The 15458-nt window shown below is 65.1% G+C and carries 13 protein-coding genes and 2 pseudogenes; all 15 read left to right on the top strand.

Going from position 1 to position 15458, the window contains the following annotated elements:
• Nucleotides 1-458: 458 nt before the first annotated feature.
• The 15 genes and pseudogenes from U5798_RS23680 to U5798_RS23610 all read left to right on the top strand — a co-directional run bounded on the left by U5798_RS23680 (nt 459) and on the right by U5798_RS23610 (nt 15407).
• Entirely contained in the window at nt 459-998 is a 540-nt protein-coding gene (locus tag U5798_RS23680) for a hypothetical protein (protein ID WP_322083375.1), read from the top strand.
• Nucleotides 999-1076: 78 nt separating this feature from the next.
• Nucleotides 1077-2381, top strand: a complete 1305-nt coding sequence (locus U5798_RS23675; protein WP_322083374.1) for a gallate dioxygenase — start codon at nt 1077-1079, stop codon at nt 2379-2381.
• Between the two features lie 126 nt (nt 2382-2507).
• Nucleotides 2508-3857: an aromatic acid/H+ symport family MFS transporter gene (locus U5798_RS23670; protein WP_322083397.1), complete on the top strand. Its 1350-nt coding sequence runs from the start codon at nt 2508-2510 to the stop codon at nt 3855-3857.
• Between the two features lie 73 nt (nt 3858-3930).
• Nucleotides 3931-4956 carry an amidohydrolase family protein gene (locus U5798_RS23665; protein ID WP_322083373.1) on the top strand — a complete coding sequence of 342 codons (1026 nt, stop codon included), beginning with the start codon at nt 3931-3933 and terminating at the stop codon, nt 4954-4956.
• A gap of 2 nt (nt 4957-4958) precedes the next feature.
• Nucleotides 4959-5642, top strand: a complete 684-nt coding sequence (gene ligK, locus U5798_RS23660; RefSeq protein WP_322083372.1) for a 4-carboxy-4-hydroxy-2-oxoadipate aldolase/oxaloacetate decarboxylase — start codon at nt 4959-4961, stop codon at nt 5640-5642.
• 14 nt (nt 5643-5656) lie between these two features.
• Nucleotides 5657-6364, top strand: a complete 708-nt coding sequence (locus U5798_RS23655) for a substrate-binding domain-containing protein (RefSeq protein ID WP_322083371.1) — start codon at nt 5657-5659, stop codon at nt 6362-6364.
• Nucleotides 6365-6590: 226 nt separating this feature from the next.
• On the top strand, nt 6591-8372 hold the full coding sequence (locus tag U5798_RS23650; protein WP_322083396.1) for a tannase/feruloyl esterase family alpha/beta hydrolase: 1782 nt from the start codon (nt 6591-6593) through the stop codon (nt 8370-8372).
• A 67-nt stretch (nt 8373-8439) separates the two neighbouring features.
• Nucleotides 8440-9654, top strand: a complete 1215-nt coding sequence (locus tag U5798_RS23645; protein WP_322083370.1) for a porin — start codon at nt 8440-8442, stop codon at nt 9652-9654.
• A 286-nt stretch (nt 9655-9940) separates the two neighbouring features.
• Nucleotides 9941-10057 (top strand): annotated as a pseudogene (locus tag U5798_RS23640) (enolase); the annotation flags it as partial.
• A gap of 368 nt (nt 10058-10425) precedes the next feature.
• The gene (locus tag U5798_RS23635) at nt 10426-10743 is read left to right on the top strand and encodes an SMI1/KNR4 family protein (protein ID WP_322083369.1); all 318 of its coding nucleotides are present in this window, start codon (nt 10426-10428) and stop codon (nt 10741-10743) included.
• 834 nt (nt 10744-11577) lie between these two features.
• Complete coding sequence (gene shiA, locus U5798_RS23630; protein WP_322083368.1) at nt 11578-12888, top strand: shikimate transporter; 1311 nt, start codon at nt 11578-11580, stop codon at nt 12886-12888.
• Nucleotides 12889-13000: 112 nt separating this feature from the next.
• Nucleotides 13001-13831, top strand: a complete 831-nt coding sequence (locus tag U5798_RS23625) for a 3-keto-5-aminohexanoate cleavage protein (protein ID WP_322083367.1) — start codon at nt 13001-13003, stop codon at nt 13829-13831.
• A 76-nt stretch (nt 13832-13907) separates the two neighbouring features.
• The gene (locus tag U5798_RS23620) at nt 13908-14798 is read left to right on the top strand and encodes a shikimate dehydrogenase (RefSeq protein ID WP_322083366.1); all 891 of its coding nucleotides are present in this window, start codon (nt 13908-13910) and stop codon (nt 14796-14798) included.
• 37 nt (nt 14799-14835) lie between these two features.
• Nucleotides 14836-15155: pseudogene (locus tag U5798_RS23615) on the top strand (transposase); the annotation flags it as partial.
• Between the two features lie 123 nt (nt 15156-15278).
• Nucleotides 15279-15407 (top strand): hypothetical protein, encoded by a 129-nt coding sequence (locus U5798_RS23610; protein WP_322083365.1) that lies wholly within the window; start codon nt 15279-15281, stop codon nt 15405-15407.
• Nucleotides 15408-15458 lie beyond the last annotated feature (51 nt).

Raw genomic sequence — 15458 nt, 5'->3', positions numbered from 1 at the left:
GTGTGCGTCGCGGCGGCCGAGCATACGACGTGCGTGCATCCGTGCGGCCTGCGCCGGCGGCGAAGCGGGTTGAACGACTTTACCGGAACGGTGGCCGCGCAGCTTGCGTCGTGCTTATCGGTCCATCTATTTTATTTATCGGCTGCGAATCGCCGGGCGACCGGTTGCGGCTCGCGCGCTGGCGGACGCCGACGCGCGAGCGCCATATCCGGCGGGCTTCCGGGGCATCGGAGACGCGGTTCGCATGCCGGTTGAAAGCTAGCCGGATATGCAGTTTCGCCAAAATATAAGGGTTTACACTGACTGTGTTGCAGCGCCTGCGACTGAGTAATTTCGATCCCGGGAGCCGCGAGCACGCGGTTGCCGGCGCATCGGGCCGCCATCTGATTCATTGTTCGTCCGATCACGAAAGGGGCTGCGCGCGGCGCGGCACCTGCAACTACGAGCGAGGCAGCGTAATGGGACGACAGCACATCATCGGAGCGGGCGAATCGACGGACGCATCGGCGGGCGGCACACCGCTTTCCGACACGGTGCGCGCCGGTATTCGCGGCGGGTTCGCGGGCGCGGTGCTGATCTGGGTCTACGAGGCGCTCGTGTGGGTCGGCGCGCAGCACCTGATGCCGCTCGCCGGCATCCCGCGCAACGCGACGGGGCTCGTGTTCGGCAAGGCCGCACAGGATGCGCTCGGCATCGGCGCATACTTCATCGGCACAGCGATCCATTTCGCGTTCGCGCTGTCGTGGGGCATCTTGTTCGCGGCGATCTGGCCGTGGTTCCGCCGGCGCGGCTTCGAGGCGACGTTTGTCGCGCTGTTCTTCGCGATCGTCGCATGGATCGTGATGCACGCGCTGATCATGATCGCGTCGAGCAATCATCCGAACTATTTCGACCCGAACGTGATCATCGGCGGGTTCATGTCGCATTTCGTATTCGCCGTTCCGCTCGCGCTTGTCGTCAAGCGCAGCCTTGCGCCGCAGCCGCACGGGCGCGCGTAGCGAGCGAACGCGCACGCATTCAATCCGCAACGGACGGCATGGCCGGTCCGCATCAGAGCATCACGAAGGAGCATTGGCATGGCATGGATTATCGGAGGCATCGCGGCCTCCCACACGCCCACGATCGGGTTCGCGTTCGACAAGAACAAGCACGACGATCCGGTCTGGGCGCCGATCTTCGAAAACTTCGCGCCGCTGGCCGCGTGGCTCGCCGACAAGCGTCCCGACGTGCTGCTGTTCATCTACAACGACCACGTGACGTCGTTCTTCTTCGACCACTACTCGGCGTTCTCGCTCGGCGTCGGGCCGCAGTGGCATCCGGCGGACGAAGGCGGCGGCGCGCGCGACCTGCCGCCGGTCGCCGGCCATCCGGCGCTCGCCGCGCATATCGGCCAGTCGCTGATGGCCGACGAGTTCGACATGTCGTTCTTCCAGAACAAGCCGCTCGATCACGGCTGCTTCTCGCCGTTGTCAGTGCTGTGCCCGCACCGGCCCGACTGGCCGGTGCAGCTCGTGCCGCTGCAGATGGGCGTGCTGCAGTTGCCGGTACCGTCCGCGCGCCGCTTCTACCGGCTCGGTCAGGCGCTGCGACGCGCGATCGAGAGCTATCCGGAGGACCTGCGCGTCGCGATCGTCGCGACCGGCGGGCTGTCGCACCAGGTGCACGGCGAACGCTCGGGCTTCAACAATCCCGAATGGGACGCGCGCTTTCTTGACCTGCTCGAGCGCGACCCCGAGCGCCTGGCCGGCATGCCGCTCGCCGAATACGCAACGCTCGGCGGCTTCGAAGGGGCCGAGGTCGTGATGTGGCTCACGATGCGCGGCGCGCTGCCCGCGGGCGTCGCGTGCCGCCACCGCAGCTACTACCTGCCGTCGATGACGGGCATCGCGACGGCCGTCTACGAGCCGGCCGACACCGACGTCGACGAGGCGGCGGCCGAACGCCATCGGCAGCGGATGGCGGCCGAGCTCGCCGGCGTCGAGCAACTGCCGGGCACCTATCCGTTCACGATCGAGCGGGCCGTTCGCGCGTACCGGATCAACGACTACCTGCACCGGATGATCGAGCCCGCGCATCGCGCGCAGTTCCTGAGCGACCCCGCAGCGAGTTTCGACGCCGCGGGCCTCAGCACGGAGGAGCGCGACCTGATCGGCCGGCGCGACTGGCTCGGCCTGCTGCGCTACGGCGTGATCTTCTTCCTGCTGGAGAAGCTCGGCGCGGTGACGGGCGTATCGAACCTGCATATCTATGCGGCGATGCGCGGCGAATCGCTGGAGGATTTCCAGCGCACGCGCAACGCGCCGGGGGCGCTGTACTCGGTGGCCGGCAAGAGCGCCGGGCCGTTGGGCTGGGATGACGCGGGCAAGCTGCGCAACACGTAACGCGTGACGCAGGCGCGCGCGGGATCGCGGCGCCTTCGTGACCGGAAACTCGGTATCGCATCAAGCCATATAAATAGGATGACGAATCGATTGGTCGATCGTCGCCAAGGAGACAGGAGAGTCATGATGGCAAGTGAAAAGACAATCGACATCAAGGCGTTCATCGACGAGCGGCCGGTGTCGCGCTACCAGTGGCTGCTGGTCGTGCTGTGCTGCCTCGTCGTGATCGCCGACGGGATGGACGTCGCGATCATGGGGTTCGTCGCGCCGTCGGTGATTCGCGACTGGGCGATCTCGCGGCCGGAGTTCGGTCTCGTGATGAGCGCGGCGCCGATCGGTCTCGTGATCGGCGCGCTGCTGGCCGGCCCGAGCGCCGACCGGTTCGGGCGCAAGCGTGTGCTGATCGCGTCGGTGTTCCTGTTCGGCGTGTTCACGATCGCGACCGCGCACGCGCACTCGCCGTTCGAGATGGCGATGCTGCGGCTGCTGACCGGTATCGGTCTCGGCGCAGCGATGCCGAACACGACGACGCTGCTGTCGGAGTACGCACCGCAGCGGATGCGCGCGCTGATGATCACGGTGATGTTTACCGGCTTCAACCTCGGTTCGGCACTGATCGGTTTCGTCGCCGGCTGGCTGATTCCGCTGCACGGCTGGCGCTCGGTGCTGCTGTTCGGCGGCACGCTGCCGCTTCTGCTGATCCCGCTGCAGCTGTGGCTGCTGCCCGAATCGGCGCGGCTGCTGGCCGTACGCGGCGCGCCGTCGCAACGCATCGGCGCGCTGCTGAACCGCGTGTGCGGCGGGCAGTTCAGGGGCAACGAGACGTTCGTGTCGAACGAGCCGCCGCTGCCGACGCGCAAGCCGATCGGCGTGCTGTTTTCGCAAGGCTATGGCCGCGTGACGCTGTCGCTGTGGATCACCTACTTCATGGGGCTGCTGGTGATCTATCTGCTGACCGGCTGGCTGCCGACGCTGATCAAGGATGCGGGCCTGTCCGTCAGCACGGCGGCGAACGTGACCGCGATGTTCCAGATCGGCGGCACGATCGGCGCGATCGGCGTGGGCTGGCTGATGGACCGCGTGCGGCCGGCGCCGGTGATCGGCGCCGCGTATCTCGGCGGCGGGCTGTGCGTGGCCGTGCTCGCCTGGGCCGGTGCGCTGTCGTCGTCGCTCGCGTTGCTGGTGTTCGCGGCCGGCTTCTGCATGAGCGGCGCGCAGACGGGGCTGAACGCGTACGCGCCGGGACGCTATCCGACCGTTGCACGCGCAACCGGCGTGAGCTGGATGCTCGGGATGGGCCGCTTCGGCAGCATCTTCGGCTCGGCGATCGGCGGCGCGCTGCTCGGCGTCGGCTGGAAGTTCGACGCGATCCTGTCGATGCTCGCGGTGCCTGCGACGCTGGCCGCGATCGCGATCATGACGACGCAGCGGGCGGCCGCGCCCGAACCGCGGGAACTCGAAAACCCGGCGCACTGACGCACGTCGCACCTCGCCGTCCGGCGCGGTCGTCGGCAGGGTGCCGGACACATCATCAAACGCAGGAGCATCAATGATCATCGACATTCACGGCCACTACACCACCGCGCCGAAGGCGCTGGAAGCGTGGCGCAATCGCCAGGTCGCGGCGATCGGCAGCCCGTCCGAACAGCCGAAGGTGGCCGAGCTGGACATCGGCGACGACGAACTGCGCGAATCGATCGAGCACAACCAGCTGCGGCTGATGCGCGAACGCGGCCTCGACCTGACGATCTTCAGCCCGCGTGCGAGCTTCATGGCGCATCACATCGGCGATTTCTCGGTATCGAGCACGTGGGCGGCCGTGTGCAACGCGCTGTGCCATCGCGTGCAGCGCCTCTTTCCCGATCATTTCGTGCCGGCCGCGATGCTGCCGCAGAGCCCGGGCGTCGATGTCACTTCCTGCATTCCGGAGCTCGTGCGCTGCGTCGAGGAATACGGCTGCGTCGCGATCAACCTGAATCCCGACCCTTCGGGCGGCCACTGGACGAGCCCGCCACTGTCGGACCGCTACTGGTACCCGATCTACGAGAAGATGGTCGAGTACGACATTCCCGCGATGCTCCACGTGAGCACGAGCTGCAACGCGTGCTTCCACACGACGGGCGCGCACTACCTGAACGCCGACACCACGGCCTTCATGCAGTGCCTGACCTCCGACCTGTTCCGCGATTTCCCGACGCTGCGCTTCGTGATCCCGCACGGCGGCGGCGCGGTGCCGTATCACTGGGGACGCTTTCGCGGGCTCGCGCAGGAGCTGAAGAAGCCGCTTCTGCAGGACCACATGCTGAACAACGTGTTCTTCGATACGTGCGTCTATCACCAGCCCGGCATCGACTTGCTGACCGGCGTGATTCCGGTCGACAACATCCTGTTCGCGAGCGAGATGATCGGCGCGGTGCGCGGCATCGATCCCGAAACCGGTCACTACTACGACGACACGAAGCGCTACATCGAGGCATCGTCGCTCGATGCGGCGGCGCGTCACAAGATCTACGAAGGCAATGCCCGGCGCGTGTATCCGCGCCTGGATGCGCAACTGAAAGCTAAGGGGCTGTGATCATGACTGAACTCGGCGTGGTGTACCGCACGATCCATCGGGCGGACCGGGACGTCGCCGCGCGCCTCGGCGCGCTCGGCTCGGCGACGGTGCACGAGGCGATGGGCCGCACGGGCTTGCTCAAGCCGTACATGCGGCCGATCTATCCGCGCGCGCATGCGTCCGGCACGGCCGTCACGGTGTTGCTGCATCCGGGCGACAACTGGATGATGCATGTCGCGGCCGAACAGATTCGGCCTGGCGACGTGGTCGTCGCGGCGGTGACCGCCGATTGCACCGACGGCTATTTCGGCGACCTGCTCGCGACGAGCTTCAAGGCCCGCGGCGCGCACGCGCTGATCATCGATGCCGGCGTGCGCGACGTCGCGGTGCTCGAGACGATGCAGTTCCCTGTCTGGAGCAAGGCGATTTCGGCGAAAGGCACGATCAAGGCGACGCTCGGTTCGGTGAACGTGCCCGTCGTATGTGCGGGCGCGCTCGTCCACCCCGGCGACGTGATCGTCGCGGACGACGATGGCGTGGCCGTGGTGCCGGCCGCGCGCGCGGCGCAGGTGCTCGAGAAGGCGGCGGCCCGTGAAGCGAACGAAGCGGCGAAGCGCGCGAAGCTCGCGTCCGGCGTGCTCGGCCTCGACATGTACGACATGCGCGAGCCGCTGCGGCAGGCCGGCCTGCGCTACATCGACTGATGCGGGCGGACGAGATGATGCAGGCACCGGAAGCGGCAGTGGCCCTCACGGGCATTTCGTCGATGGCGACGCGGCCGGTGCTTGCGCGGCTCGCCGCCGCTTACGAGCGCGACACGGGCACGCGCGTCGCGATCACGTCGGTCGGCGGCGTCGACGCCGCGCGGCGGGTGCGCGACGGCGAACCGTTCGATGTCGTCGTGCTCGCGTCCGATGCGATCCAGCGGCTCGCGGCGGATGGTCACCTCGAGCCGGGCAGCCGCGTGGACGTCGCGCGCTCGGGCATCGCGGTCGCGGTCGCGAGCGGCGCGCCGCGGCCGGACATCGGTACCGAAGCTGCGTTGCGCGATGCGATCCTGGGCGCCGGCCGGATCGGCTATTCGACCGGGCCGAGCGGCACGCACCTGACGCACCTGTTCGCCCGCTGGGGTATTGCCGATGCGATCGCGCCGCGTATCATGCAGGCCCCGCCGGGCGTGCCGGTCGGCGCGTTGATCGCATCCGGCGACGTCGAGCTCGGCTTTCAGCAGATGAGCGAGCTGATGCACGTGCCGGGCGTCGCAATCGTCGGCACGCTGCCCGCCGCGGTACAGGCGGTGACGGTGTTCGCTGCCGCGGTCTTGGCCGTCGCGCACGATCGCGTGGCCGCGGCGCGGTTCCTCGCGTATCTGGCGTCGCAGGAAGCCACACACATCAAGCGCGAACACGGGATGGGGCCCGCATAAAGCCGATGCGACCGGGTCGATAAACGAATCGGATGGGATTCGCCGTTCTTCGCAACGGGTTCTCGCATCAAGCTTAGTTATGCTGATGAAGAAGTGAGTGGCGATCCAGCTCACACGACCTATCGAAGAATCAATACAACGTCGCCGCGTCGCTCGGTCCGGGCGAGCGGCATATCCAGAAGAAAGACAGGAGACAGGCATGCAGACGAACTGCAGGGCAGGGTGGATGGTGCGCGCATGGCGTCGCGTGGCACGCGTAAGGTGCGATTCGTTGACCAGGGCGCTGGCGATCGGCATCGTGTGGCTGTGTGCGGCGCTGACGGGCTGGCCGAATGCAGCGAATGCGGCGGGCACCGCCGGACTCGCGAATCTTCCCGCGGTGATGCCCGCGATGTCGTGCCCGTCGGTCGCGGCGCTCGACCTGAGCGGCGTGACCGACGGCACCGTCGCGATCACGTCGGCGGTGCTGCTGCCGGCCGGCACGGTCGTCGGCAACAACACGTTGCCGGCGCCGGTGTGCGACGTGAAGGGTACGATCGGCCCGGGCGCGTCGCTGTTCGAACTGCAGCTGCCGACGCAGGGCTGGACGCAGCGTTACCTGCAGACGGGTTGCGGCGGCCTGTGCGGCAACCTGTCCGTCAACGCGCCGATGGCATCGACGTGCGTACCGGTGACGAACGGGACGATCGCGATGGCTGCGACCGACATGGGCCACGAAGGCGGCAACGACGGTTCGTGGGCGCTCGACCCGAAGGCGAAGCTCGACTTCGCATACCGCGCCGAACACGCAACGGTTCAGGTAGCGAAGGCGATCATCGGCAAGTTCTATGCACGGCCCGCGCGCTACGCGTACTTCGACGGCTGCTCGGACGGCGGCCGCGAAGCGCTGATGGAGGCGCAGCGCTTCCCCGACGACTTCGACGGCATCGCCGCCGGTGCGCCCGCGAACGACCTGATCGTGCAGAACACGTTCCACCATGCATGGCCGAACGCGGTCAACACCGACCCGAAGACGGGCAACGCGATCCTGCTCGCCGGCAAGCTGCCGATGCTGCACGCGGCCGTGCTGAAGGCGTGCGACGGGCTGGATGGCGTGGTCGACGGCGTGATCGACAACCCGCGCGCGTGTCGCTTCGATCCCGCGACGATCGTCTGCGCGCAAGGCCAGTCCACCGCGACCTGCCTGACGCCGCAGGAAGCCGACGTCGTCCGCTGGATCCACGACGGCGCGACCACCGCGGACGGCACGCGCCTCGAGCCGCTCGTCTCGCGCGAATGGGGCTCCGAGCTGAACTGGACGCTGTTCGTGCCGGCGACTGCCACTGCACAGAGCGGCACGATCGGCTTCGTGCTGCCGTTCCTGCGCTATCTCGACTACTACAACGCATCGTATCCGTCCGCAGCCATCGGCGATCTGAAGTTCACGCTCGACGGGTTCGCGAAGACGGTGCCGGTGTCGAACTACCTGGCCGCGATCGATCCCGATCTGAGCCGGTTCGCCGGGCGCGGCGGCAAGCTGCTGCTGTGGCACGGTCTGGAAGACCAGCACATTTCGCCGCGTTCGAGCATCGAGTACTACGAAGCGATGAAGCACTACATGGGCGACGCGAGAGTCGACCGCTTCGCGCGCTTCTACCTGTTCCCGGGCGTCGCGCACTGCGGCGGCGGGCAGGGGCCGAACGTGTTCGACATCCTGTCGCCGCTGATGGCATGGACCGAGACGGGCGCGACGCCGGGCCGGATCGTCGCATCGATCGTCGACGCGAACGGCAACACGACGCGCACGCGTCCGGTGTTCCCGTATCCGGCCACAGCGCGCTACACGGGCACCGGTAGCACCGACGATGCGGCCAACTTCGTCGCCGATACGCCGAAGACCGATCCGTTCGTCGATCTGCACTGGGCCGGCGAATGGCTGTACTCGCCGGGTTACGAAGCGCAATGCCAGGTCCAGGGTTCGCAACTCGTCTGCAAGGGCGGCAACGGCTGGCATGCGTATCGTCCGTGACCCGACGGCGGCACGTGCCGATTACAACAACTCACGCATTCAACAAGGCAAGGAAGGAGACGGATCGATGAAGAAGCAGGCATCACGGGTCGCGCTGATCGCCATCGCGGTGGCGGCGGCCGCACCGGCGTTCGCGCAGAGCAGCGTCACGCTGTACGGGATCGTCGACAACGGGGTCGGCTACCAGAGCAACGCGACGACGCTCGGCTCGACGAGCGGCGGGAAGTCGGTGGTCAGGATGAACCAGGGCGTGTGGGCCGGCAGCCGTTTCGGCTTGAAGGGTGCCGAGGATCTCGGCGGCGGCACGAAGGCGATCTTCACGCTCGAATCGGGTTTCAACTCGGGCACTGGCGCGACGCAGTACACCGATGCGATGTTCGGGCGGCAGGCGTGGGTCGGGCTGACCAATGCGACCTACGGCACTCTGAGCGCGGGGCGCCAGTACGCGTCGTACTACCAGACGATGTCCGCATTCAGCCCGACGACGTGGATCACCGGCTACTACGGCGCGCACCCGGGCGACGTCGACGGGCTCGACACGATCTACCGCGCGAACAACACGCTCGAATACACGTCGCCGAAATGGTACGGGCTGACGCTCAGCGGCTCGTATTCGCTCGGCGGCGTGGCCGGCAGCACCAATGCGGGCTCGACATGGGCAACCGGCATCCAGTACGCGGCCGGGCCGCTCGGCGTCGGCGTCGCGTTCGAGCGCGTGAACAATTCGACTACGGCCGGCGGCACGTGGGGTGCCAATTCGACGACGTCGAACGGCGGCGCGCAGGTGGGCGTGTCGGCGCTCACGAACGGCTACCAGACCGCCAAGGCGCAGCAGCGGTTCGCGGTGGGCCTGAGCTACCGGTTCAGCGACGCGTGGGATGCGACGGCCACGTACACCAACACCGAATACATCCCGGGCGCGGCGTCGAAGTTTGTCAACACCGCGATCTTCAACACGGCAGGCGCGGTGCTGCACTGGAAGCCGTCGGCGGTGTGGGATTTCGGCGCAGGTTATGCGTACACGCGTGCAACCGAGGCGAACGGCATCACCGACAGCGCGCAGTATCACCAGTTCAACCTGTCGCAGTACTACTCGCTGTCGAAGCGCACTGGGCTGTACCTGCTCGAGGCGTATCAGCACGCGAAGGGCAGGACGCTCGGCACGAGCGGCGCGGGCAGCATCGTCGACGCGACCGCGACGCTGGGTGACGGGTTCAACTCCGCGCCGTCGTCGACCGCGAACCAGTTCGCGTTCGGTGCGGGGATCATTCATCGGTTCTGACGCGACCTGATAGGACGGGCATCCGGCTGATGATGAGGTGTGGTCGGGTGCAGCTCATAAAGTAAATGGCGACAACAGCCGGTTCTGCAACCGGCGAATCGCAGGCGCTGCTGCGGCTTGAACGGCGCCATCCTTCTCGATCGGCTGTTGGCTGAATACATCGACGGGCTGAGTGTGACTTCAGGCTTCAGACTGCAAGGTTGCAACGGTTTGTGCGAGACGGAACATATACTTCAATACCTCTTCCTCCCTCGTCTCCAGCGCATCGACCGATCGGATCAAATGAGTGCGCGTCGCGTCGACGTTTCTGCCGCTGGCCAATCCGATCAGCGATGCAAAAGTATTGACCGGACGCCAGAAACCGATGACCGAAATCGCGATCCTTTTCGTCGAGATCGAATCTGCCGTAGAGCAAATAAATTCTGTCACTCCAGAATCCGCGTGGATCAAGGCTTCCGGCCCGCGGGTTGACAACTTCATTGACGATCCCATCAAAATAATGTCGTCAACTCGCCTACGTCCGCAATAAATTTGTCCACTCGCATAGTGGACGGAGCGTTCCGGCTGTAAAGTCCTGATTTCTAGATCGATTCTCGACGCACCGCACGGGTGGTCGGAACGCTGAGTTCAGACGGGACGCTCTCTGCGTCACGCTCAGTTCACCTATGCTGGAAAAGCAGTGTTGCGGGACGTCCGTGGCCGACTGCGTCCGACTGCTCTCAGCGGAACCGGCCATTAGCATTGGCTGCAAAATCAAGCGAGGTCAAACGCATGCTGCTGCCCGTCCCCCAAGCGTATGTTGACTACCTAAGCTCTCACGGAGTCTTCGAGGGGCTCACTCTCGATGAGGCGCCACCTCGCTACGTTGTGCTGTGGCCGGTCGACAAAATTGCGGATTACAACTCCGATTTCGAAATCGAAACCTACGCCCCGGGATTCGTAGCGTTCGGCGGCGAGGGTGGTGGCGAGCTGTTGGTATTTGACGTCGCCGGGGCTGTGTTCATGTTGCCGATGATTGGCATGGAGCCACAGTACGCGACGCACATCGCCGAGAGCTTTCAAGAGTTGGCGATGCGTTTCGACGTTTAAGCAGATTGCAGACGGCAGCTATCGATAGTGGTGAAAAACTCACTTGTGCCCGCGGGCGCACCGCGCCGCGAAAAATTGGCCTCTCAGATCGCTCCACAAGCCGCTCGTGAGCATCGGTTAGGGTTAAGGGGACCCCCGAAAACTTACCCAGGCACCCGACGAAAGAGTTTTTCAACACTATCGGTCGCAAAGAGTCCTTCGCGTGGCTCCACAACGGCCACTCGGTGTCGCGCGTGGCTGTTTGCAGACATCGCCGAACGGCATGATAACGAGATAGGTCGTTATCACTTCGGCATGATTGCCGGCTGAAACTCGGATTCGCACAACGTGTGACACGGGCTGCGGTCGCTGCATCGGTACCCAACGGAAGTTGACACTGGTCTTCGCGTGGCCGCGGCCAGTGACAACTTTAATTCGCGATGTGCAACCTCATGAATTCCCGAGAATTTTGCATTATTTTGTCCACGGCGACCTGACCTGCGGAGTGACATCTTTGCTTCGCAAACGGTGACAAGTTTATTTTGGTCTACGCTGCGGGTCTCAGGGGACACAGACAGCGCTTGAGGAGAATCCACTGGGTGGCAACCTGTTCCTAGACGGGACCGTGGCGATCACGCATGAGGATGCGCAAGCGGACAGTTCAAGATCGGCTCAGTGCAAACCCGGAATGCGTTCGATAATCGCACGCAACTGAGCGATAGCCGCGCATGAGATGCAGCTGGGCGATTGCCGCCAAGCAGCCTGCGCCCTATTCTCCGTTCACCCATCGACTTCAATGCAGCATCGGACGCGGCGCCGCCACGATTCCACGATGCGCTGCCAGGAGACACCACCATGACCCCAGCATTTGACACCCTCGACGCCGCCGCCGGCGCCCGCGCGCGCAGCCAGGCCCGCAAGGCCGCGATCGGCAGCTTTGTCGGCGCCGTCGTCGACTGGTACGACTTCCTGCTGTACGGGATCGTCGCCGCACTCGTCTTCAATTCCGAATTCTTCCCGAAGGTCAGCCCGACCATGGGCACGCTCGCGGCGTTCGCGACCTTCGGCGTCGGCTTCCTGTTCCGTCCGCTCGGCGGCGTCGTGTTCGGCCATTACGGCGACCGGCTCGGCCGCAAGCGGATGCTCGTGCTGACCGTGATGCTGATGGGGCTGTCGACCGTCGCGATCGGCCTGCTGCCGGGCTTCGCGACGATCGGCTGGTGGGCGCCCGTGCTGCTGGTGCTGATGCGTGCGATCCAGGGCTTCGCGGTCGGCGGCGAATGGGGCGGCGCGGCGCTGATGGCCGTCGAGAGCGCACCGAAGCAGAAAAAGGCGTTCTACAGCAGCGGCGTGCAGGTCGGCTACGGCGTCGGGCTCGTGCTGGCCACGGGGATCGTGTCGATCCTGAGCCATACGCTCGGAGAGGCCGCGTTCAAGTCGTGGGGCTGGCGCCTGCCGTTCGTGTTCAGCATCGTGCTGGTGCTGATCGGGCTGTGGGTCCGCAAGAGCATGGACGAGTCGCAGGAATTCGTCGAGAAGGTCGAGCACGGCAATCGCAAGCTGCGCCTGCCGGTGCTGGAGGCGCTGACGCGCCATCCGAAGGCGTTCCTGCTGATCGTCGCGCTGCGGCTCGCCGAACTGTTCACGATGTATATCGTCACCGCGTTCGCGCTCAGCTATTCGACGTCGAATCTCGGCATGTCGCGCGACCTGTTCCTGAACATCGGCCTGCTGGTCGGCGCGGTCAGCTGCGTGACGATCCCATGCTTCGCGTGGCTGGCGGACCGCTTCGGCCTGCGCCGCATCTACCTGGTCGGCGCGCTGATCGGCCTTGCGTCGGCGGTGCCGTTCTTCGTCGCGCTGGAATCGCGCTCGATCGCGTGGATCGTGGTCTTTTCGATCCTGCTGGCCAATGCCGCGCACGACATGATCGTGAGCGTCCAGCAACCGCTCTTCACCGAGTTGTTCGGTGCGGAATACCGCTACAGCGGCGCGGGCGTCGGTTATCAGTTCGCGAGCGTCGTCGGCGGCGGGTTCACGCCGTTCATCGCGGTGGCGCTGGTCAGTCTGGCCGGCGGTTCCTGGCATCTCGTCGCAGGTTATCTCGCGGTGGGCTGTCTGATCTCGCTGGTGGTCGCCGCACGGATGCGGGCCGTGCAGCACTGACGCCTCGTCCGGAGCATGGGCGCCGCGGCGGCGGCCGGCCGTGCCACACACGCACGGCGCCGCTCGGATAAGCGTGGCGCCCCCTCCCGACTACTCATCATGAGGATTTGAAATGAGCTCACCCTGCATCATCACCGTCGCGATCACCGGGTCCGTGCCGCGCAAGCTGGACAACCAGGCCATACCGATTTCGGTCGCGGAACAGATCGAAAGCACGCACGAAGCCTACGAGGCTGGCGCCACGCTCGTGCATCTGCACGTGCGGGACGAGCAGGAGAAGTCCAGCTCCGACCGCTCGCGATTCGCCGAACTCCAGGACGGTATCCGCAAGCATTGCCCGGGCATGATCGTGCAATTCTCGACGGGCGGCCGCGGCCGCTCGTTCGAGCAGCGTGGTGCCATGCTCGACCTGCGTCCGGACATGGCATCGCTCGCGACCGGGTCGGTCAACTTCCCGACCATCGTCTACGAGAACCCGCCGGATTTCATCCGCTCGTTGGCATCGACGATGCTGCAGTACGACGTCAAACCGGAGATCGAGATTTTCGATCTCGCGATGCTGTACAACACCGTCGATCTCGTGCAGCAAGGCCTGCTGAAATCGCCCGTGCATGTCCAGTTCGTGTTCGGCGTCAAGCACGCGCTGCCCGCGCGGCGCGAAATCCTCGAGTTCGAAGTCGAACAGCTTCGCGCGTTGTTGCCCGACGCGACCTGGACCGCGGCCGGCATCGGGCGACACCAGCTCGAGGTGAATCACTGGACGTTGCAGATGGGGGGACATTGCCGTACGGGCTTGGAGGACAACGTGCGCTGGGACAAGGACACGCTCGCGTCCAGCAATGCGCAACTGGTGGAGCGAGTGGTTGCGCTTTGTGCCGAGTACGGACGCCCTGTTGCGACGCCCGCCCAGGCCCGCGCCATTCTGGGTCTGAGCGCGGCCTGAACGCACGGTACATCGGATTCGGCGCGGAACTGGCGGACTGCCGGGCTGCGCGTTTCAACGTTACGCGGAATCGATCATGAAGATCAACGGAGCCACCCGGGTGTTCTACTGCATTGCTGATCCAATCGAGCAGGTGCGTGCGCCCGAATTGTTTAACCACCTGTTCGGCGCTTACGACGTCGACGCCGTCATGGTGCCGCTACAGGTGACGCCCGGCCAGCTCACTCCGACCTTGGGCGCGCTGCTCCCATCGCCGACGGTCGGCGGCATTTCGCTGTCGATCCCGCACAAGACCATGGCCGCCGGCCTCGTGGCGCAATGGACTTCCCAGGCGCGGATCGCGAATGCGGTCAATGCGATCCGTCGCGGGCCAGCCGGTGTCGAGGGTGCGCTGTTCGACGGCCTCGGCTTTGTCCGCTCGCTCGAGCGAATGGCCTTCGATGTCGCTGGCCGCAACGTGCTCCTGATCGGTGCGGGCGGTGCGGCGTCCGTACTGGCTACAGCGATCGCCGAACAACGCGCTGCACGCATTGGGCTCTTCGATCCGGATACGTTGAGGGCTGCAAAGCTTGCTGAAACGGTCGCGCACGCATTTCCCGAATGTCAGGTCGACAGTGTGCTGTCGAATGATCCGGCCGCCTACGATCTCGTCGTCAATGCGTCGCCGCTCGGCCTGCGCGCGGGCGACCCGTTGCCGGTGCCGGTCGAACGGCTAGGCGCGCATGCGTTCGTGTACGACATCCTAATGAAAGGCCAGCCGACACCGCTAGTCACCGCGGCCCGTGCGCGCGGCCTGCGTGCGTCGCCGGGTTTCGACATGCTGGTGCAACAGGCGTCGCTGTATCTCGACTTTTTCGGCTTTCCTGAGCTGGCCACGGCCGCAGAGGCCCATGCGGCGGACTTGAGAGCGCTGCTCGAGGACGGCGCCTGTTTGTCCAGCCATGCCTGCGAGCCGACCGTCGTATAGCGTGCGCTGAACGCGATCAGACGACGTGTGCAAGGCCTTGGCGTTCAACACGGCGGCTATTCAGCACGCGTTGGGTGCTGAGGTGAACCTATATCTCGGCTACCACCGGGTCAGCCCAAGCCGCTCGGCCAGGCCAACGAGTGCAACGGTGCCTTCGAACCGGTCCTGATTTCTAAGCACGAGCGTCGCTTCCCTAGCTTCGATGAACGTATCATCGCGATATACGCCTACGATATATGTGCGCGCGAGGATTAGCCCTTTCTGGCTGAGGGTTCCGGCGACGAGGTATTTGCCGATTTCATCAGCTCAGTCAACGTTGAGGATCTCACTGTATCCTGTATCAGGACTCAATCTCGCACATGGCTGTGAATCTTGCCTGCTTCGGCCATGGAGCCACTGGTTGGATGCGCAGGTTCGGCAGCTACCGAGATATATCAAGTTCTGATGGTGGCAATAAAAAACGAGGATTGGATTTATTTCATGCAGATCCCCATCATGTCCGTAATGTCACCGAACATGAGGACTATTCCCATTGAAGTGAATGCCATCATCTGGCCCGAAGGCTACCTGCCGGGCTTCACTGAGAACTTCGCCTCCAACGAGGTCTGAGGTCAGAGGTGGCCTCACTCGTTCGGACAGTTTGCTGAGATTTTTAAGTGG

It is taken from the genome of Burkholderia sp. BCC1972, assembly GCF_905339605.1.
GTDB lineage: Bacteria > Pseudomonadota > Gammaproteobacteria > Burkholderiales > Burkholderiaceae > Burkholderia.
This window is presented reverse-complemented; position numbering and strand designations above follow the sequence as displayed.